The sequence below is a fragment of the Paractinoplanes rishiriensis genome (assembly GCF_016862375.1).
In the GTDB taxonomy this organism is placed as follows: domain Bacteria; phylum Actinomycetota; class Actinomycetes; order Mycobacteriales; family Micromonosporaceae; genus Actinoplanes; species Actinoplanes rishiriensis.
In genome coordinates this window covers 121,346-140,730 of record NZ_BOMV01000034.1, presented here as the reverse complement: position 1 = coordinate 140,730, position 19,385 = coordinate 121,346, and the positions used below count along the sequence as shown (strand labels likewise).

Sequence of the window (19,385 nt, the reverse complement as noted above, 5' to 3'; positions counted from 1 at the left end):
ATCATGAGAGCCAGGCCGATCCTGTCGCTCGGGATTGCGGTAATGGTTGCCGTCGGTGTGGTGGCGGTCGCCGGCACGCCCGCCCAGGCGGCACCGGTCACCGTGACCAACGGCACCCAGTTCACCGACACGAGCGGCGGCGTCGTGCACGCGCACGGCGGCGGCGTCCTCCAGGTCGGCAGCTACTACTACTGGTTCGGCGAGAACCGGAACAGCAACGACACCTTCCGGGCCGTGTCGGTCTATCGCTCCACGGACCTCAAGACCTGGGAATTCCGCAACAACGTGCTCACCCAGTCGTCCGCGAGCGACCTGGGCAGCGCCAAGATCGAACGGCCGAAGGTGATCTACAACGCCTCGACCGGGCGCTACGTGATGTGGATGCACAAGGAGAACGCCAGCGACTACGGCGAGGCGCGCGCGGCCGTGGCGTCGTCGGCGACGGTCGACGGCGCGTACACCTATCACGGCAGCTTCCGGCCGCAGAACTCGTACATGTCGCGGGACATCACGCTGTACAACGACGGCGGCACGGCATACATGATCTCGGCGGCCGACGAGAACTACGACCTGATGATCTACCGGCTGACCAGCGACTACCTGAACGTCGCGAGCGTGGTCGGCAACTTCTGGGACGGCGGGCACCGGGAGGCGCCGGCCCTGTTCAAGCGGGGCAGCACCTACTTCATGCTGACCTCGGGCGCCACCGGCTGGAGCCCCAACCAGGCCAAGTACGCGACCGCGTCGAGCATCTCCGGCCCGTGGACCGGATGGACCAACGTCGGCGACGGCACCACCTTCGGCTCGCAGCCCACCTACGTGCTGCCGATCCAGGGCTCGAACGGCACCAGTTACCTTTACATGGGCGACCGCTGGGCCGGCGCGTGGAGCGGGCCGGTCAACGACTCGTCCTACGTCTGGCTGCCGATCTCGTTCCCGAGCAACACCAGCATGAGCCTGACCTGGTACCCGTCGATCACGATCGACACCGCGGCCGGCACGGTCACCGGCAACGCCGCCACCTACTACCGGATCAACAACCGCAACAGCGGCAAGGTGATGGACCTGGTGAGCAGCTCGCAGGCCAACAACGCCGAGATCAAGCAGTACGCCTGGAACGGCGGCGGCAACCAGAAGTGGACCTTCCAGGACGCCGGCGGCGGGTACTTCCGGATCGTCAACCAGACCAGCAACAAGTGCCTGGACGTGGCCTCGTCGTCGACCGCCGACGGCGCCAACATCATCCAGTACGCCTGCGGCAGCGGCACCAACCAGCAGTGGCAGTGGGCCGCGATCGGCAGCTACTTCCAGATCAAGGCCCGGCACAGCGGCAAATGCCTGGACGTGGTCAACGCGAACACCGCGGACGGCGCCGACATTCAGCAGTACACGTGCGGGAGCGGCAACAACCAGCAGTGGTCGCGCACCCAGGTTTGATCCATCCCAGTTTCCAACCCCGCGCCGCCCAGGTCTTGAACCTGGGCGACGCGAGGTCCAGGATCATTCCTCATATCGACGGATATCTTTTTCCGTCATCGTGGGGAGGAACGAGTGAGAACAGCAATCGCGCTGGTCGGGGCGATCGCACTGGCCGGCGGGGGCGTTATCGCGGCGACCCAGATCGCGTCGGCCGCTACGCCCGACACACCCGGGTCGTCGCTGATCGCGGACGCCGGCGAGGCGTTGAAGAACAACGCCGCCACCCTGCGCACCTCGGCGCAGGACGAATACCGCGTGTACAGCAGCAAGACCGACCGCGAGGGCCGGGGCACGGTCCGCTACACCCGGACCTACCAGGGCCTGCGGGTGTACGGCGGCGACCTGGTGGTCCGCACCAAGGCGAACGGCGACTACGCCGGCAGTTCGGTCGGCCTCACCAAACCGCTGTCGCTGGCCACCAAGCCCACGGTGGTCGCGGCCCAGGCCGCCAGGACCGCGACCGCGGAGTTCGAGGGCAAGGTCACCTCGACCGGTACGCCCGAACTCTTCGTCGACGCGAGCAGCGGCACCGGCAAGCTGTCCTACGACACGCTGGTCAGCGGCTGGCAGCCGGACGGGCAGACCCCGTCCCGCCTGCACGTGATCACCGACGCGACCAGCGGCGCGGTCGTCGGCTCGCACGACGAGATCCACAGCGTCGCGGGCACCGGCAACAGCGTGTACTCCGGCCAGGTGCCGATCGAGACCACGCTGTCCGGCAGCACGTACAGCCTCACCGACCCCCTGCGCGGCAACGGCTCCACCTGCGACATGCAGAACCGGACGTCCGGCACCTGCGCGGTGCTGACCGACGCCGACAACACCTGGGGCAACGGCGCCGCCACCGACCGGCAGTCGGCCGCGGTGGACGCGCACTTCGGCGCGGCGGTGACCTTCGACTACTTCAAGAACGTGCACGGTCGCAACGGCATCTTCGGCAACGGCCAGGGCGTGCCGTCCCGGGTGCACTACGGCAACGCGTACGTGAACGCGTTCTGGGACGGCCGGCAGATGACCTACGGCGACGGCGCCGGCAACACCAAGCCGCTGGTGTCGCTGGACGTGGCCGGGCACGAGATGTCGCACGGTGTCACCGACGCCGTGGTGCCGGGCGGCCTGACCTACTCCGGCGAGTCCGGCGGGCTGAACGAGGCCACCAGCGACATCTTCGGCAGCCTGGTCGAGTTCCACGCGAACACCGCGGAGGACCCGGGCGACTACGGCATCGGCGAGGAGCTGGGCCTGGCCGGCACCGGCAAGCCGCTGCGCTACATGTACAACCCGACCCTGGACGGCTCGTCGCACGGCTGCTGGTCGAGCACCACCCGCAGCATCGACGTGCACTACTCGTCGGGCGTCGCCAACCACTTCTTCTTCAACCTGGCCGAGGGCACCGGCGCCACCGCGTTCGGCACCTCGCCGGTCTGCGGCTCCGCCGAGGCGGTCGTCGGCATCGGCCGGGACAAGGCGGCGAAGATCTGGTTCCGGGCGCTGGACACCTACTTCGTGTCCAACACCGGCTACGTGAACACGGCGAACCCGGGCAACACGGCGCGGGCGTACACGCTGGCCGCGGCCGCCGACCTGTACGGCCTGTGCGGCACCGAGTACAAGGCCGTGCGCGCCGCCTGGACCTCGGTGAACGTGGCCGGCAACGACGTCTGCTCGGCCGGCAACGACTTCTCGCTGACGCTGAGCGCCCCGAACACCGCGGTCGACCCGGGCGCGTCGGTCACCCTCACCGCGACCACCGCGGTGGTCAACGGCACGGCGGAAACCGTGACGTTCTCGGCCGGCAGCACGCCCACCGGCGTCACGGTGTCGTTCGACCCGCCGACCGTCACCGCCGGTGAGCCCAGCACCGTCACGGTCACCGCGGCCGACGGGATCGACGCCGGGGTGGCCCCGATCACGATCACCGCGACCGCGGCGTCGATGACCCGCTCGGCCACCCTGACCGTCACCACCAACAGCGGGCCGGGCTGCAACGGCAGCAACCTGCAGACCGTGACGGTCCCGGACAACGCGACGGTGACCAGCCCGATCACCGTCAGCGGGTGCGACGGGCCGCCGTCGGCCACCAGCGCCGTGACGGTCAACATCCGGCACACCTACATCGGCGACCTGGCGGTCACCCTGCTCGCCCCGGACGGCACCGGCTACGTCCTGCACAACCGATCGGGCGGCACGAACGACAACATCAACCAGACGTTCACGGTCGATCTGAGCAGCGAGACCGCGAACGGCACCTGGACCCTCCAGGTGCGCGACGCCGCCACGCTGGACAGCGGCGCGCTGGAGGGTTGGAAGCTGTCGCTCTAGGCGATTCCGCAGTACTGTCCCGCCCGGTCATGATGGCCGGGCGGGACGTTTGTTTGTTCAGCTCCCGTTTACCAGGTTGTTCCCCACTTCTTTTGAGTTTGTTCCGAGCCGGGGCGGGTTGGCTGTGGGTGTGTTCAGACGAGCGCGGCGGCCATCGCCGGAGACGGCCTTGATCGCGGAACCGGCGGCGGAGGCCGGTCATGCCCTGCGCGCGCCCAGCCGGCTGCACGCGTTCAACCGGTACGAGATCAAGTACCTGGTCGACCGCTCGCTGGTCGACGAGTTGCGCGCCGAGTTCCGCCACCGTCTCGACGTCGACGAGTTCGCCGGCCAGGGCGGCTACAGCGTGTGGAGCGTCTACTACGACACCCCGCACCTGCGGTTCTACTGGGAGAAGATCGAGGGCTTGCGCTTCCGCCGGAAGCTTCGGTTGCGGCTGTACGGCGACCACGCCGACGACGACACCCCGGTGTTCGTCGAGATCAAGCAGCGGGTCAACCGGGTCACCCAGAAACGCCGGGTCACCGTGCCCTACCGCGAGGCGCGCCGGCTCTGCGACGAGCGACAGATGATCGAGTACGGCGGGTCCGGGCGCGCCTTCCTGGAAGAGGTGCTCGGCCTGGTCGGCGGGCTGGAACTGCGGCCGGTCTCGATGACCGGTTACCGGCGGGAGGCGTACATCGGCCGGAATGCCGACGTCGGCCTGCGGGTGACCCTGGACCACCGGGTGCGCGGCCGGGACCGCGACCTGTATCTCGGTGACCCGCACGCGCAGAACCGCTTCATCATCCCGCCCCATCTCGCGGTGCTCGAGGTCAAGGCCAACGAGCGGGTGCCGTACTGGCTCACCGACCTCACCGCCCGGCGCAACCTCTCGGTGGTCCGGGTCTCCAAGTACTGCCAGAGCATCGAGGCCTTCGGCCGGGCACCCCGGTCGGTACACCACGTCCCCGAAACACTCACGGAGCGCTGACCGCATGGACCTCAACGTTCAGGACCTCTCCGGCACGTTCAGCGTCGGCGACATCGCCATCGCGCTGTCGTTGTCGTTCGTGCTCAGCGCGGCGATCGGCTGGGTCTACCGGGCCACCCACCGCAACGTCTCGTACAGCCAGTCGTACGTGCAGACACTGGTCATCCTCGGCATGATCATCTCGCTCATCATGCTGGTTGTCGGCTCCAACATCGCGCGGGCGTTCGCGCTGGTCGGCGCGCTGTCGGTGATCCGGTTCCGGAACGCCATCAAGGAGACCCGCGACGTCGGGTTCATCTTCCTGGTGATGGGCATCGGGATGGCCTGCGGCACCCGGTTCTATCTGCTGGCCGTCATCGCGACCGTGGCGATCTGCCTGGTCGTGGTGGTCATGCAGCGGTTCAACTGGTTCCAGCTCAACGTGCAGCGCCAGGTGGTCAAGGTGCAGGTGCCGGCCGACGACGACTACAGCGACGGCATCCAGGACGTGCTGATCCGGCACACCAGCGAGTTCGAACTGGTCAGCATGGAGTCGATACAGGGCGGCGCGCTCACCGAGTTGATGTACACGGTGAAGCTGCGCAAGGGCGTCGAACCATCGGCGCTGATCGGGGCACTGCGCGAGCGCACCTCCGGGCAGCGGGTCACCATCCTCACCGGCTACGACCAGACCGACCTCTGATGCCAACTCTAAAAGGCCGGGCTTTAAAACACCGGATTCCGGTACGCCTGCGGCACCACTGGCGCGTGGTGGCGGCTTCCGGCGTGTTCTTCGCGGTGCTGGTCGGCATGGTCGGCACCAGCCGGATCACCCCGTTCGTGACCAGCGACCAGCGGGCCGAGTCCGACGACGTGACGGTGGACGTCGCCGGGCGGACCGACCTGTTCGACACCTCGCAGCCGCACACGATCACGCTCACCTATGCGGCCGACGACTACAACCGGATGCTGGACGAATACTTCACCGAGGGCGGCAAGGACTGGCTCCAGGCCGACCTGGTGCTCGACGGCACCCGCATTGACGACGTCGGCATCCGGCTCAAGGGCAACTCGACGCTGGGCGGGCTGACCCGCAACGGGCAGCGCGCGACCGGCAACGAGGGCGGCGGGCGGCGGATCGAGCGGCCGCCCCCCGGCGCGGAGGACAACTTCCGGGTCATCGAGGGCGGCGGCCGCGGTCCGGGCGGCATGTCGAACCTCAAGGCGGAGGAACCGGAGAACCTGCCCTGGCTGATCAGCTTCGACGAGTTCGTGGACGGGCGCCGCTATCAGGGCCGCTCCGAGATCGCGGTGCGCCCGGCGACCAGCATGGCCAGCACCACCGGGCTGAACGAAGCGGTGGCGCTGGCGCTGGTGGCCCGGTCCGGCGAGCCGAGCCAGCGGTTCAGCTATTCCTCGTTCACCGTCAACGACCGTCCCACGGTGACCCGCCTCCTGGTCGAGCACCCCGACCAGGAGTACGCCAAGGACCTGACCGGCGACGGCGTGCTGTACAAGTCGCTGGCCGGCGGCCAGTTCACCGACCAGGGCGCCGACCAGACCGCCTACCAGGACGACTTCGACCAGATCAACCGCAAGGGCAGCCAGGACCTGCAACCGGTGATCGATCTGATCCGCTGGGTCGAAAACGCCTCCGACGCTGAGTTCGCCGCCGGCCTGGCCGACCGCCTGGACGTGGAATCATTCGCCAAATATGCAGCCCTGCAAAACCTGCTCCTGAATTTTGACGACATGTCCGGCCCGGGCCGCAATTACTATTTGTACTACAACCTGGACACCACCAAATTCAGCGTGCTCACCTGGGACCTCAACCTGGCCCTGAGCGGCGACGCTAGCCAGGGACCGCGGGAGGCGGGCGGCTTCGGCGGCTTCCGTCGCCGGGCGGACGGCGGCGGTCAGGTCCCGGGCGGGCAGCCACCGGGCGGGCAAGGCCCGGGTGCGCAAGGCCCGGGTGCGCAAGGCCCGGGTGCGCAGCCGCCCGGCGAGGCGCCCGCTGGGGAGGTGCCCGGGGGCCAGGCGCCGGGGGGCCAGGCGCCCGTCGTGCAGGTGCCGGAGGGCGAGCCGGCGCCGCCCGGTGGGTGGCGGCAGGGCGGCGCGGGTTTCCGTGGGATGAGTGGGCACAAGCTCAAGGAGCGTTTCCTGGCGTCGGCGGCGTTCACCAAGACCTACGACGACGCCTACCGGGAGCTGTACCAGAAAATCTATGGCGACGGCACGGCCGCCGCGGCCGTGGATCGGATCGCCGCCATGGCCAAGGCGGCGGGGGGTGACGCGGCCGCTCTGGACAGTGACGCCGCGGGCCTGCGGACGCTGGTGGCCGAGCGGCGGGCCGCACTCGCCGCGGAGCCGCTGATCGGGGGCTGAAAAACCGTAACTTGGGACGGCGGCGGCGCGCTCTTGAAACGCCTTGAAACGGTCTGGCAGGATGCGGAGGAAATCGTTTTCCGACTGCGCCGCGCCTCCCCATCGCGCCACTCCCCGCGGCCGGACGACAACACCCTTCGGATCCGGAGCGTTTCATGTCGTCCTCCTCCCCCATCAGTCGCCGTCGCCTCCTGCAGGTCACCGGCGCCGGCGCGATAGCCGCCACCGCCGGCGGCACCGTTCTCGCCACCTCGACCGCAGCCGGCGCCGCGATCATTCCCCCGGCCCGGTCCGACATCGGCGCCGCGGCGTTCCCCTTCACGTTCGGTCAGGTGCGGCTCAACTCCGGGCGGTTCCTCGACAACCAGAACCGCACGCTCACCTACCTGCGGTTCGTCGACGTCAACCGGCTGCTCTACGTGTTCCGCGCCAACCACCGCCTGTCCACCAACGGCGCCACCGCGAACGGAGGCTGGGACGCGCCCACGTTCCCGTTCCGCTCGCACATGCAGGGGCACTTCCTGACCGCGTGGGCGCAGGCGTGGGCGGTGCTCGGTGACACCACGTGCCGGGACAAGGCCAACCAGATGGTCGCCGAGCTCGCCAAGTGCCAGGCCAACAACAGCGCGGCCGGGTTCACCGCGGGTTACCTGTCCGGTTTCCCGGAGGCCGACATCACCGCGGTGGAAAATCGCACGCTGTCCAACGGCAACGTGCCGTACTACTGCATCCACAAGACGCTCGCCGGGCTGCTGGACGCCTGGCGCTACATCGGCAACGACCAGGCCCGCACCGTCCTGCTGGCGCTCGCCGGCTGGGTCGACACCCGCACCTCCCGGCTGTCGTCGGCGCAGATGCAGGCGATGCTGGGCACCGAGTTCGGCGGCATGAACGAGGTCATGGCCGACATCTACCAGCAGACCGGCGACCAGCGCTGGCTGACCGTGGCGCAGCGCTTCGACCACGCCTCGGTGTTCAACCCGCTCGCCTCGAACTCCGACCAGCTCAACGGCCTGCACGCCAACACCCAGGTGCCGAAGTGGATCGGCGCCGCCCGCGAGTACAAGGCCACCGGCACGACCCGCTACCGGGACATCGCGGCGAACGCCTGGAACATCACCGTCAACGCGCACACCTATGTGATCGGCGGCAACAGCCAGGCCGAGCACTTCCGGCCGCCGAACGCCATCGCCGGGTACCTCACCAACGACACGTGCGAGCAGTGCAACACGTACAACATGCTGAAGCTGACCCGGGAGCTGTGGCTGCTCTACCCGGACCGGGCCAACTACTTCGACTTCTACGAGCGGGCGCTGCTCAACCACATGATCGGCGCGCAGGACCCGGGCAGCAGCCACGGGCACATCACCTACTTCACCCCGCTGCGGGCCGGCGGCCGGCGCGGCGTGGGACCGGCGTGGGGCGGCGGCACCTGGTCGACCGACTACAACAGCTTCTGGTGCTGCCAGGGCACCGGCATCGAGACCAACACCAAGCTGATGGACTCGATCTACTTCTACAACGGCACCACGCTGACCGTGAACCTGTACGTGCCGTCCACGCTGTCCTGGACCCAGCGCGGCATCACGGTCACCCAGGCCACCTCCTACCCGGCGAGCGACACCACCACGCTGACCCTCTCCGGCAGCATGAGCGGCTCGTGGAGCATCCGGTTCCGGATCCCGTCCTGGACCACCGGCGCCACGATCAGCGTCAACGGCACCGCGCAGTCGGTCACCGCGACGCCGGGCAGCTACGCCACGGTCACCCGCACCTGGGCCGCCGGTGACACGATCGCCGTCCGGCTGCCGATGCGAGTGATCATGCAGGCCGCCAACGACAACAGTTCCATTCAGGCGATCACGTACGGGCCCAGCGTGCTGGCCGGCAACTACGGCAACACGAGCCTGTCCGCCCTGCCGTCGCTGACCGTCTCGTCGATCACCCGGACCAGCACGTCGGCGCTCACCTTCACGGCCACCGCCGGCGGCAGCACGGTCAACCTGGCGCCGTTCTCCGACGCGCACGGCTACAACTACACCGTCTACTGGAACGCGGCCGGCAGCACCGGCGGTGGCGGCACCTACTACAAGCTGGTCAACGTCGGCACCGGGCTGGTCCTCGGCATCCGGGACATGTCCACCGCCGACGGCGGCCTGGCCGTCGGCTGGGGCGACACCGGCACCGCCGACCACCGCTGGGAGCGCATCACCGACGGCAGCAACGTCCGGTTCCGCAACGGCAACAGCGGCAAGGTCCTCGGCGTGGAGAACATGTCCACCGCCGACAACGCCCGGGTTCTCCAGTGGGGCGACACCGGCACGGCCGACCACCGCTGGACCCTGATCGACAACGGCAACGGCACCTACCGCATCCGCAACGTCAACAGCGGCAAGCTCCTGGGCATCCTCAACGCCTCCAGCACCTGGGGCGCCCAGGTCGTGCAGGACGCCGACAACGGCAGCGCCGACAACAACTGGCGCCTCGTCGCGGTCAGCTGATACCGAAAATCCCGCCCGGTCGGCCGCCCGAAATTTTCGGCAGCGGTCGGCCGGGCTTCTTGTTGGTATCGATCCCGCAACAGGCCGGGAAAGCGCAGCCCCGAGCAACAGTCAAGGGGTTGACAGGTGTGAATATTACCCCTAGCTTTCCGGAAGATAGCCAGCGCAACCGAAACTTTCGTTCGGTTGGTCGTCGGCGTGCGTCACGGAAGGGAACGGCGAGATGACCCTGCCCAGCACGATGGACTCGGTCGCCGTGCCGCCGCCGGACCCGGCCGCCGCCCCGTCCGCGCCACCGTTGCGGCCCCGCAAGCGGACCTGGCGCGAGGCCGTGCGCCGGGACTGGCAGTTGTACTCGCTGGCCGTCGTACCCCTGCTGTTTTTTGCGATTTTCCGGTATTTGCCGATGTTCGGGAACGTCATCGCGTTCCGGCGCTTCCAGCCCGGCGGCAGCCTGTTCGGCGAGTACTGGGTGGGCCTGCACTACTTCAGGATGTTCCTCGCCGACCCGACCTTCTGGCAGGTCTTCGGCAACACGATCATTCTGGGCGGGTTGACCCTGCTGTTCTGCTTCCCGCTGCCGATCGTGCTGGCCCTGCTGCTCAACGAGGTGCGCACCCGCTGGCTCAAGGGCGCGGTGCAGACCATCTCGTACATGCCGCACTTCCTGTCCATCGTGGTGGTGGCCGGCCTGGTGCTGCAGACCGTCTCGGTCGACGGCGTGATCAACCAGGCGCTGCGGGCGGTCGGCAACGACCCGATCTCCTTCATCCAGGAGCCCGGCTGGTTCCGCACCATCTACGTCTCGTCCGAGATCTGGCAGACCGTCGGCTGGGGCACGATCCTCTACCTGGCCGCGCTCACCACCATCGACGACGACCTGTACCAGCAGGCCCGGGTGGACGGCGCGGGACGGCTGCGGCAGACCTGGCACGTGACGCTGCCGGGCATCCGGCCCACGATGATCACGCTGCTGATCCTGAACATCGGCGCGTTCCTGGCGGTCGGCTTCGAGAAGGTGCTGCTGCTCTACAACCCGCTGACCTTCCCGACCGCGGACGTCATCTCCACCTACCTCTACCGGGTCGGCATCGTGTCGGGCAGCTTCAGCTACGCCACCGCGATCGGCCTGTTCGAGTCGGTCATCGGCCTGACCCTGGTGCTCAGTGCCAACTACCTGTCCCGGCGCGCGGTGGGAACGAGCCTGTGGTGACCCTGCTGGAAACCGGGAAGACCCGCCCCCGCGGCCCGAAGCCGACCCGCGCATACCGCGCCTTCCAGGTGTTCAACGCCGTGGTGCTGACCGGCGTGGTGCTGGTGACGCTGTTCCCGTTCGTCAACATCGTGGCCCGCTCGTTCTCGGGTGAGCAGGAGATCCGGTCGGGGCAGGTCACGCTGGTCCCGCGCGGGTTCAACCTGACCACGTACGAGAAGGTCATGACCGACGCGATGTTCTGGACCAACTACCAGAACACCGTGATCTACACCGTGGTCGCCACCGCCATCGCCCTCGTGCTGACCACCTGCTACGCGTACGTGCTCTCGAAACGCCAGCTCAAGGGCCGCAGCCTGCTGGTCGGGATCGCGGTCTTCACGATGTTCTTCAACGGCGGCCTGATCCCGAACTACGTGCTGGTCAGCTCGCTCGGCCTGCGCAACTCGCTGTGGGCGATCGTGCTGCCGAACGCGATCAACGTCTTCAACCTGCTGGTCATGAAGGCCTTCTTCGAGAGCCTGCCGACCGAGTTGGAGGAGGCCGCCGCGGTCGACGGCATGGGCACGTACGGGACCCTGTGGCGCATCGTGCTGCCGCTGTCGAAGGCGGTGCTCGCCACCATGCTGCTGTTCTACGCGGTCGCGTTCTGGAACTCGTGGTTCGCCGGCTTCCTCTACATGGACAAGCAGGAACTGTTCCCGGTCACCGTGTACCTGCGCAACCTGATCGCCGGTGCCACCGGCGGCACGGACAACACCGCCACGAGCGAGGCCGCGCTGCAGATCGCGGCGAACATCCAGGCCGTCACGATCGTGCTCACCATGCTGCCGATCATGCTCGTCTACCCGTTCATCCAGCGATTTTTCGTCTCCGGCGTGATGCTCGGCGCCGTCAAGGGCTGACCGCCGGTGAGCCTGTCCTCCCCATCCTCACAGGAGTGTTCCCCATGGTTCAGTTGTCCCGACGTTCCTTACTCGCCGCGGCCGGCGCCGCGTCCGTGGCCGGCCTGGCGGCCGGCTGTGGCGACGACGGCTCCGAAGGCGGTGCCGGCCTGGACGACAAGAAGGCCGGCGCGATGGAGTCCTTCAAGGCCGGTGACCAGTTCAAGGCCACCGAGCCGCTGAAGTTCTCGATCATGATGCTGAGCAACCAGGCCTACCCGTACAAGGCGGACTGGCCGATGCTGGCCGAGCTGACCAAGCGCACCAACGTGACGCTCGAGGCCACCGCCATCCCGGGCAGCGACTACAACCAGAAGCGCAGCGTCATGGTGAGCGCCGGCAACGCGCCGTTCATCATCCCCAAGACCTACCACCCGGACGAGGAGGCGTACATCGCCGGCGGCGCGATCATCGCGGTCAGCGACTACATCGACCTCATGCCGCACTACAAGGACAAGGTGGCCCGCTGGAACCTGCAGGGCAACCTGGACGGCTACAAGCAGCAGGACGGCAAGTACTACCTGCTGCCCGGCCTGCACGAGGGTCCCTGGCAGGACTACTCGCTCGCGGTGCGCACCGACATCATGACCAAGCTCGGCCTGCAGAGCCCGGCCACCTGGGACGACCTCACCACGGTGCTGCGCGAGATGAAGAAGGCGTACCCCGCCGTGTACCCGTTCTCGGACCGGTGGAGCACCCCGCCGCAGCCGGGCGCCAACAACCTGCTCGGCATCCTCAGCACGGCGTACGGCACCTACGCCGGCTGGGCCTACCGCAACCAGAGCTGGGACGCGACCGCGAACAAGTTCGTCTTCCCCGGCGCGTCCGACGCGTACCGGCAGATGCTCACCTACCTGAACACGCTGGTGACCGAGAAGCTGCTCGACCCGGAGAGCTTCACCCAGACCGACGACATCGCCCGGCAGAAGTTCGCCAACGGCAAGTCGTTCGTGATCAGCGCCAACGCCCAGACCGTGGTGAACGAGGCCCGCAAGGACATCGCCAAGATCCCCGGCGCCACCGTGGCCAAGATGATCCTGCCGACCGGGCCGATGGGACCGACGCTGTCCGGCGACTCCCGCCTGGAGAACGGCGTGATGATCTCGAAGGCGGCACTGGAGAGCAAGAACTTCGTGGCCATGATGCAGTTCATCGACTGGCTCTGGTACTCCGACGCCGGCCTGATGTTCAGCAAGTGGGGCATCGAGGGCGACACCTACACCGGGAAGGTCGAGGACGGCTCGTTCAAACTCAACCCGCAGATCAAGTGGGCCGGCCTCAACCCGGGCGCGCCCAAGGACCTGCAGGTCGACTACGGCTTCTTCAACGGCGTTTTCGCGTACGGCGGCAGCACCGCGATGCTCAACTCGCAGTTCTCCGACGAGGAGAAGGCGTTCCAGGCCGAGATGAACAAGCGGCAGACCCGCCCGGTGGACCCGCCCGCGCCGCTGACCGTCGAGGAGCGCGAGCAGATGACGCTCTGGGGCACCGCGCTCAAGGACCACGTCAACCAGCAGACGCTGCGGTTCATCCTGGGCCAGCGCCCGCTCAGCGAGTGGGACGCGTACGTCAAGGAACTGCAGGGCAAGAACATGGACAAGTACCTCGACACCATGAACAAGGCGCACGAGCGGTTCAAGGGCAACAAGTGAGATGACCGCGATCGAAACCGGGCAGCGGTTCGGCAACGGACCGCTCGCCCGGGCGGCCGCCCTGGTGCACACGCTCCTGGTGGTCCAGGTGCTGTTCCTGGCCACCGGGGCGGCCGGCCTGATCCCGCTCGTGCTGCTCGACCGGGACGTCAGCAACCTGCCGCTGGTCGCGCTGTGCGCGGTCCCGGTCGGGCCGGCCCTGTCCGCGGCCGTGTACGCGCTGCGGCACCGCAGCACCGACCTGACCGACCTGACCCCGGCCCGGCAGTTCCTGCGCGGCTACCGGATGAACGCGGCCGGCGTGCTCAAGCTCTGGGTGCCGTGGCTGGCCTGGGAGACGGTCCTCGGGGTCAATCTGGCGCACGGCTGGTGGCCGGTCCCGGTCGTGACGCTCGCCGTGCTGGCCGCGCTGTGGCAGGCCAACGCCCTGGTGATCGCGTCGCTGTACGAGTTCCGCGCCCGCGACACCGCCCGCCTGGCCGGGTATTTCCTGCTGCGCAGGTTGGTGCAGACCCTGGGCGTCGCAGGCCTCGCGGTCGCCGCCGTCGCCGTCGTGCTGTTCTGGTCCGAGGCCGTGCTGACGCTGGCCGCCGCCGGGTTCGCGGCGGCGTTGCTGCGCACCTGCCGGCCGATGCGCACCGAGATCGAGGAGAGGTTCGTCCGTTGAAGCTGCGGTACGGCGGGGACTACAACCCGGAGCAGTGGCCCGAGAAGGTCTGGGACGACGACCACCGGCTGTTCGGGGCGGCCCGGATCGACACGCTCACGGTCGGGGTGTTCACCTGGGGACTCACCCAGCCGGCCGAGGACACGTACGACTTCACGATCCTGGACCGGATCGTCGAGCGGGCCGCCGCTGAGGGCCGCCAGATCTGCCTGGCCACCGGCACCGGCGCGCACCCGGCCTGGCTGGCCAGGAAACATCCCGAGGTGACCCGGGTCGACTTCGAGGGCCGCAGACACCGCTACGGCCAGCGGCACAACTCCTGCCCCAGCTCGCCGGTCTTCCGCCGGCTGTCCGCCGAGATGGCCCGCCGGCTCGCCGCCCGCTACGCCGGCCATCCGGCGGTCGTCGCCTGGCACGTCGGCAACGAGTACGGCGGCGCCTGCTACTGCGAGCACTGCGCGGCCGCGTTCCGGATCTGGCTGCGCGACCGGTACGGCTCGCTGGAACGGCTCAACAAGGCCTGGTACACCACGTTCTGGTCGCACACGTTCGGCGACTGGGACGAGATCGAACCGCCGTCCGCGCTCACCGAGCACTGGCGCGGCCCCGACCACACCGCCTTTCAGGGCATCACGCTGGACTATCTGCGGTTCATGTCGGAGGCGATGCTGACCAACTTCCGGGACGAGAAGGCCGCGATCCGCGAGTCCGACCCGGACACCCCGGTCACCACCAACTTCATGGGCGTGTACCGCCCGATCGACTACCACCGCTGGGCCGCCGACCTGGACTTCGCGTCCTGGGACAACTACCCGCCCGGCGACGACCTGCCGGAGTGGATGGCGTTCTGGCACGACCTGATCCGCGGCATCAAGGGCGGCGCACCGTTCTGGCTGATGGAGCAGACCCCGAGCACCACCGCCTGCCGGGACGTAAACCCGCTGAAGCGGCCCGGCGTGATGCGGCTGTGGAGCTGGCAGGCGGTGGCGCACGGTGCCGACGCGGTGCTGTTCTTCCAGATGCGGGCCGGCAAGGGCGCCAGCGAGAAATACCACGGCGCGGTCATCGGGCACGCCGGCCGGGACGACACCCGGGTCTTCCGCGAGGTGGCCGAGCTGGGCGCCGAGCTGGAGCAGGCCGGCGACGCGATCCTCGGCGCGCGTACCCCGGCCCGGGTCGCGGTGCTGTTCGACTGGGACAGCTGGTGGGCCCTGGAGATCTCGGACGGTCCGTCCCGGCTGGTCCGCTACCACCAGGTGGTGCTGGACTACTACCGGGCGCTGTGGACGGCCGGGGTCGGCGTCGACGTGCTGCCGGTGACCGCCGACCTTTCCGGGTACGAGGTCGTGGTGGCCCCGGTGCTGCACATGGTGAAGGGCGACCTGGCGGCCCGGCTCGCCGAGGTGGCCCGGCGCGGCGGCACGGTGCTCACCACATTCCTGTCCGGCCGGGTCGACGAGGACGACAACGCATTCCTGGCCGACGTGCCGGGGCCGCTCGGTGAGCTGCTGGGCATCCGGGTGGACGAGTGGGACGCCCGGCCGGCCGAGGTCATCAACCCGGTCCGGTTCGGCGACGACACCACCGCCGGCGGCTCGCTGGTCTTCGAGATCGTGATCCCGCAGGGCGCCGAGACGGTCGCCACGTACACCCATGATTTTTATGCCGGATCTCCCGCGGTCACCCGCAACCGGTTCGGCGAGGGCGAGGCCTGGTACGTGGCCACCCGGCTGGACCAGCCCGGTGTGGACCGGGTGGTGGGTCAGGTGCTGGACCGGCACGGGCTGCGCGGCCCGTTCCCGCCGGTCCCGGGCGTCGAGGTGGCCGAACGGGTCGCCCCGGACGGCCGGCGGTTCACCTTCCTGCTGAACCACGGGTCCGAGCCGGCCGAGCTGGTGGCCCGCGCCGACGCCACCGACCTGCTGACCGGAGACCGGGTCACCCGGGGCAGCACGATCCGGCTGGCGCCGAAGGACGTACTGCTCCTTCAGTAAATCCGGCGACCCTCCCAGTCCGGCACCCCGGACTTGCGGAAGAAGTAAGCGTTGACCTGGTCGCGCCACTCCTCGGCCGAGCGCACCTGCTCGTCGAGGAGGGCGGCGACCCGCTCGTACCGGTCCAGCGCGACGACGCCGGACACCCGCCGCCACGCCTCGCGCATGGCGGCGGCCTCCCGCGCGCCGGCGAAGTGCGTGTCGTAGATGTGCTGGATCACCGTGCGGCCGCTGTGCAGGACGTGGCCGTACGGCAGGTGGTGGAAGAACAGGGCCAGCTCGTCCGGGCAGCTGCCGGGCGACTCGTAGGTCTGCGACCAGGGCGACGGGTACTGCCCGGCGAACCCGGTGCCGGTGGCCACCGTGCGGTCCACGCCCACCCCGTCCCGGTCGGCGAAGTGGTAGGTGCCCCACGGCGTGTACTCGTAGCCGTCCACGTCCGGGCCGTAGTGGTGGCCGGGCCGCACCATGAAGCCGACGCCGAGCGGCGCGGTATAGCGCTCGTAGCTGCGCCAGGACCCGTCCATGATCTCGTGCAGGGTGTCCCGCAGCAGCCCGGGCGCGGCCGGGAAGGTCAGCGTGATCCACTCGTCGAGCACGGCGAGCGGGTCGGCGGCCGGGTCCCAGGCGAGGCGGCCGAACGCGTACAGGTTGGCCTGCGCGAGCGGGTGCCCGGTCCAGAACGGGTCGTCGCCGGTGTTCGCCACCGCGACCAGCTCGGCAGCGTGCTCGGCGATGGCCGGGCCGCCGGTGCCGCGCAGCAGCTCGCTCCACATCGGGGCCAGGTAGCAGACGTGCCGCTGCTGGCCGGTGTACTCCTGGGTCACCTGGAACTCGACCGCGAGCCGGGTGCCGGGCAGCGCGGTGATCAGCGGCGACACCGGTTCGCGCGGCTGGAAGTCGAGCGGACCGTGCTTGACCTGCAGCACGACGTTGTCCGCGAAGGTGCCGTCCAGCGGGGTGAAATGGTCGTAGGCGGCCCGGGCCCGGTCCACGCTGCGGTCCCGCCAGTCCTGCCGGTGGTTGTAGACGAAGGCCCGCCAGTGCACCACGCCGCCATACTGGGCCAGGGCCGCAGCCAGCAGATTCGCCCCGTCGGCGTGCGAACGGCCGTAGCTGAACGGGCCGGGCTGACCCTCGGAGTCGGCCTTGACCAGGTAGCCGCCGAAGTCCGGGATGGTCGCGTAGACGTTCGCGGTCGCCTTCGACCACCACTCCCGAACCTCGTCCTCGAGCGGGTCGGCGGTCCCCAGCCCATGGTGCACGGGCGCGGCGAACGACACCGAGAGGTGCACCCGGATGCCGTATCGGCGGAACACTCCGGCAAGCTCGGCCACCTCGCCGAGCCGGTCGGTAAGCAGGTGCGCCTCGGTGGCGTGCACGTTCACGTTGTTGAGCGCGACCGCGTTGATGCCGGACGCGGCCAGCAGCCGGGCGTAGGCGCGGACCCGGGTCAGGTCGCGCCGGGGCTCGCCGTCCTGCCAGAACAGCGAGCCGCCGGAATAACCCCGCTCGACCTGGCCCATCACCGGGTGCACGTCGACGTTGTCCCAGTGGTCCAGCATCCGCCGGGCCAACGCGGGCTTCTGGGTGCCCGCGGTGCCGCCACGAAGCATGTGGAAGAGGCCGTGCAGCAGCCCGTGCGGGGCAGCCGCCCGGACCACGTCGCCGTCGACCTCGAAACCCTCCTCGCCGAGCCGGTCCGGGTCGCCGCCGAGCGTGAACACCAGATCGCCGTCCGGGTCGAGGCTGCCGCCGGCCGCGCGGATCTCGTCCCGGACGGTGTCCACCAGCGCGCCGGATCCGGTCACCCGGACCCGGCGGCTCCCGATCGGCCGCCAGGCCTCGGACGGCAGCCAAGCGGCATCGACGATCTTCACTTGTCCAGTCTGTCAGCCCGTCACGCGGGCACCTTCGGCAGCCCGGCCATGGCGGCCGCGACCGCGTCCGCCGACAACTCGTGGTCGACCATGTCGCCGGCCAGGTAGCGCCCGTACGCGGCCAGGTCGAGGTGGCCGTGCCCGCACAGCGCGGTGAGGATGACCTTCTCCTCGCCGGATTCCTTGCAGCGCAACGCCTCCTCGATGCAGGCGGCCAGCGCGTGCGTCGGCTCCGGCGCCGGGATGATGCCCTCGCTGCGGGCGAAAGTGACGCCGGCCTCGAAGCACTCCTTCTGGTTCTTGGCCACCGCCTCGATCAGACCCAGCTCGTAGACGTGTGAGATGAGCGGGGACATGCCGTGGTAGCGCAGGCCACCGGCGTGGATCGGGTCCGGGATGAAGTCGTGGCCGAGGGTGTGCATCTTCATCAGCGGGGTCATCCCGGCGGTGTCGCCGAAGTCGTACGCGTATTTCCCCTGGGTGAGCGACGGGCAGGAGGCCGGCTCGACCGCGCGGATCACCGGGTTCATGGTGCCGGCCAGCTTCTCGCGCAGGAACGGGAAGGCCAGCCCCGCGAAGTTGGAGCCGCCGCCGGTGCAGCCCACGATCACGTCCGGGGTCGCGCCCACCTTGGCCAGCTGGGCGATCGCCTCCTCGCCGATCACGGTCTGGTGCAGCAGCACGTGGTTGAGCACGCTGCCGAGCGCGTAGTTGGTGTCGGCGTGCTGGGCGGCCACCTCGACCGCCTCGCTGATCGCGATGCCCAGGGAGCCCGGCGAGTCCGGGTCGGCGGCCAGCACCCGGCGGCCGGCCTCGGTGAGCTCGGACGGCGACGGGTGGATGGTGCCGCCGAAGGTCTCGATCATGATTTTGCGGTACGGCTTCTGGTCGTACGACGCCCGCACCTGCCAGATCTCGCACTCGAGGCCGAACTGCGCGGACGCGAACGCCAACGCGGTGCCCCACTGCCCGGCGCCGGTCTCGGTGGTGAGCCGGCGGACACCGGCGGCCGCGTTGTAGTACGCCTGCGGCACCGCGGTGTTCGGCTTGTGCGAACCCGCCGGCGACACCCCCTCGTACTTGTAAAAGATCTTTGCGGGGGTGCCGAGCGCCTTTTCCAGGCGGTGCGCCCGGTACAGCGGCGACGGGCGCCACAGGCGGTAGACCTCCTGCACCTCGTCCGGGATGTCGACGTACCGCTCGGCGGTCACCTCCTGCTCGATGAGGGCCATCGGAAACAGCGGGGCCAGGTCGTCCGGGCCCACCGGCTGGAGCGTGCCCGGGTGCAGCGGCGGCGGTGGCGGGCTCGGCAGGTCCGGCACGATGTTGTACCAGCGCCGGGGCATCTCCGATTCGGACAACAGGATCTTGGTCGCGTCGGCGGTCATGGCCCGAT

The 19,385-nt window shown here is 69.1% G+C and carries 13 protein-coding genes; 11 read left to right on the top strand and 2 right to left on the bottom strand.

All coding sequences use genetic code 11. The features are described from left to right. Positions 1-3 precede the first annotated feature (3 nt). The 11 genes from Ari01nite_RS15565 (at position 4) to Ari01nite_RS15515 (ending at position 16,109) form a co-directional block, all read left to right on the top strand. On the top strand, positions 4-1,437 hold the full coding sequence (locus Ari01nite_RS15565; RefSeq protein ID WP_203781947.1) for an RICIN domain-containing protein: 1,434 nt from the start codon (positions 4-6) through the stop codon (positions 1,435-1,437). Between the two features lie 114 nt (positions 1,438-1,551). Then, entirely contained in the window at positions 1,552-3,801 is a 2,250-nt protein-coding gene (locus Ari01nite_RS15560; protein WP_203781946.1) for a M4 family metallopeptidase, read from the top strand. Between the two features lie 169 nt (positions 3,802-3,970). Beyond that, positions 3,971-4,774 (top strand): polyphosphate polymerase domain-containing protein, encoded by an 804-nt coding sequence (locus Ari01nite_RS15555; RefSeq protein WP_239162781.1) that lies wholly within the window; start codon positions 3,971-3,973, stop codon positions 4,772-4,774. 4 nt (positions 4,775-4,778) lie between these two features. Further along, positions 4,779-5,456: a DUF4956 domain-containing protein gene (locus Ari01nite_RS15550; RefSeq protein ID WP_203781944.1), complete on the top strand. Its 678-nt coding sequence runs from the start codon at positions 4,779-4,781 to the stop codon at positions 5,454-5,456. Further along, a complete protein-coding gene (locus tag Ari01nite_RS15545; protein WP_203781943.1) occupies positions 5,456-7,138 on the top strand; it encodes a CotH kinase family protein in 1,683 nt (560 codons plus the stop codon). The genes Ari01nite_RS15550 and Ari01nite_RS15545 overlap by 1 nt, the downstream gene beginning before the upstream one ends. Before the next feature lie 155 nt (positions 7,139-7,293). After that, positions 7,294-9,639: a beta-L-arabinofuranosidase domain-containing protein gene (locus tag Ari01nite_RS15540; protein ID WP_203781942.1), complete on the top strand. Its 2,346-nt coding sequence runs from the start codon at positions 7,294-7,296 to the stop codon at positions 9,637-9,639. Positions 9,640-9,862: 223 nt separating this feature from the next. Then, a complete protein-coding gene (locus tag Ari01nite_RS15535) occupies positions 9,863-10,852 on the top strand; it encodes an ABC transporter permease (protein WP_203781941.1) in 990 nt (329 codons plus the stop codon). Beyond that, a complete protein-coding gene (locus Ari01nite_RS15530; protein ID WP_239162780.1) occupies positions 10,849-11,757 on the top strand; it encodes a carbohydrate ABC transporter permease in 909 nt (302 codons plus the stop codon). Before Ari01nite_RS15535 ends, Ari01nite_RS15530 begins: the two co-directional genes overlap by 4 nt. A gap of 44 nt (positions 11,758-11,801) precedes the next feature. Further along, the gene (locus Ari01nite_RS15525; RefSeq protein ID WP_203781939.1) at positions 11,802-13,448 is read left to right on the top strand and encodes an ABC transporter substrate-binding protein; all 1,647 of its coding nucleotides are present in this window, start codon (positions 11,802-11,804) and stop codon (positions 13,446-13,448) included. Between the two features lies 1 nt (position 13,449). Then, positions 13,450-14,115: a hypothetical protein gene (locus Ari01nite_RS15520; RefSeq protein ID WP_203781938.1), complete on the top strand. Its 666-nt coding sequence runs from the start codon at positions 13,450-13,452 to the stop codon at positions 14,113-14,115. After that, positions 14,112-16,109: a beta-galactosidase gene (locus Ari01nite_RS15515; RefSeq protein WP_239162779.1), complete on the top strand. Its 1,998-nt coding sequence runs from the start codon at positions 14,112-14,114 to the stop codon at positions 16,107-16,109. The genes Ari01nite_RS15520 and Ari01nite_RS15515 overlap by 4 nt, the downstream gene beginning before the upstream one ends. Here the strand turns inward: Ari01nite_RS15515 and Ari01nite_RS15510 are convergent. Both Ari01nite_RS15510 and Ari01nite_RS15505 read right to left on the bottom strand, forming a co-directional pair. Beyond that, the gene (locus Ari01nite_RS15510) at positions 16,103-17,989 is read right to left on the bottom strand and encodes an alpha-glucuronidase (RefSeq protein ID WP_203781937.1); all 1,887 of its coding nucleotides are present in this window, start codon (positions 17,987-17,989) and stop codon (positions 16,103-16,105) included. The genes Ari01nite_RS15515 and Ari01nite_RS15510 overlap by 7 nt on opposite strands. A gap of 20 nt (positions 17,990-18,009) precedes the next feature. Continuing rightward, positions 18,010-19,377: a TrpB-like pyridoxal phosphate-dependent enzyme gene (locus Ari01nite_RS15505; RefSeq protein WP_203781936.1), complete on the bottom strand. Its 1,368-nt coding sequence runs from the start codon at positions 19,375-19,377 to the stop codon at positions 18,010-18,012. Positions 19,378-19,385: the final 8 nt, after the last annotated feature.

What these genes read in the sequence shown, in the direction of transcription:
- Ari01nite_RS15565 (WP_203781947.1), top strand. Translation starts at nt 4, where the DNA reads ATGAGAGCCAGGCCGATCCTGTCGCTCGGGATTGCGGTAATGGTTGCC.
- Ari01nite_RS15550 (WP_203781944.1), top strand. Translation starts at nt 4,779, where the DNA reads ATGGACCTCAACGTTCAGGACCTCTCCGGCACGTTCAGCGTCGGCGAC.
- Ari01nite_RS15545 (WP_203781943.1), top strand. Translation starts at nt 5,456, where the DNA reads ATGCCAACTCTAAAAGGCCGGGCTTTAAAACACCGGATTCCGGTACGC.
- Ari01nite_RS15540 (WP_203781942.1), top strand. Translation starts at nt 7,294, where the DNA reads ATGTCGTCCTCCTCCCCCATCAGTCGCCGTCGCCTCCTGCAGGTCACC.
- Ari01nite_RS15535 (WP_203781941.1), top strand. Translation starts at nt 9,863, where the DNA reads ATGACCCTGCCCAGCACGATGGACTCGGTCGCCGTGCCGCCGCCGGAC.
- Ari01nite_RS15525 (WP_203781939.1), top strand. Translation starts at nt 11,802, where the DNA reads ATGGTTCAGTTGTCCCGACGTTCCTTACTCGCCGCGGCCGGCGCCGCG.
- Ari01nite_RS15520 (WP_203781938.1), top strand. Translation starts at nt 13,450, where the DNA reads ATGACCGCGATCGAAACCGGGCAGCGGTTCGGCAACGGACCGCTCGCC.
- Ari01nite_RS15505 (WP_203781936.1), bottom strand. Translation starts at nt 19,377, where the DNA reads ATGACCGCCGACGCGACCAAGATCCTGTTGTCCGAATCGGAGATGCCC.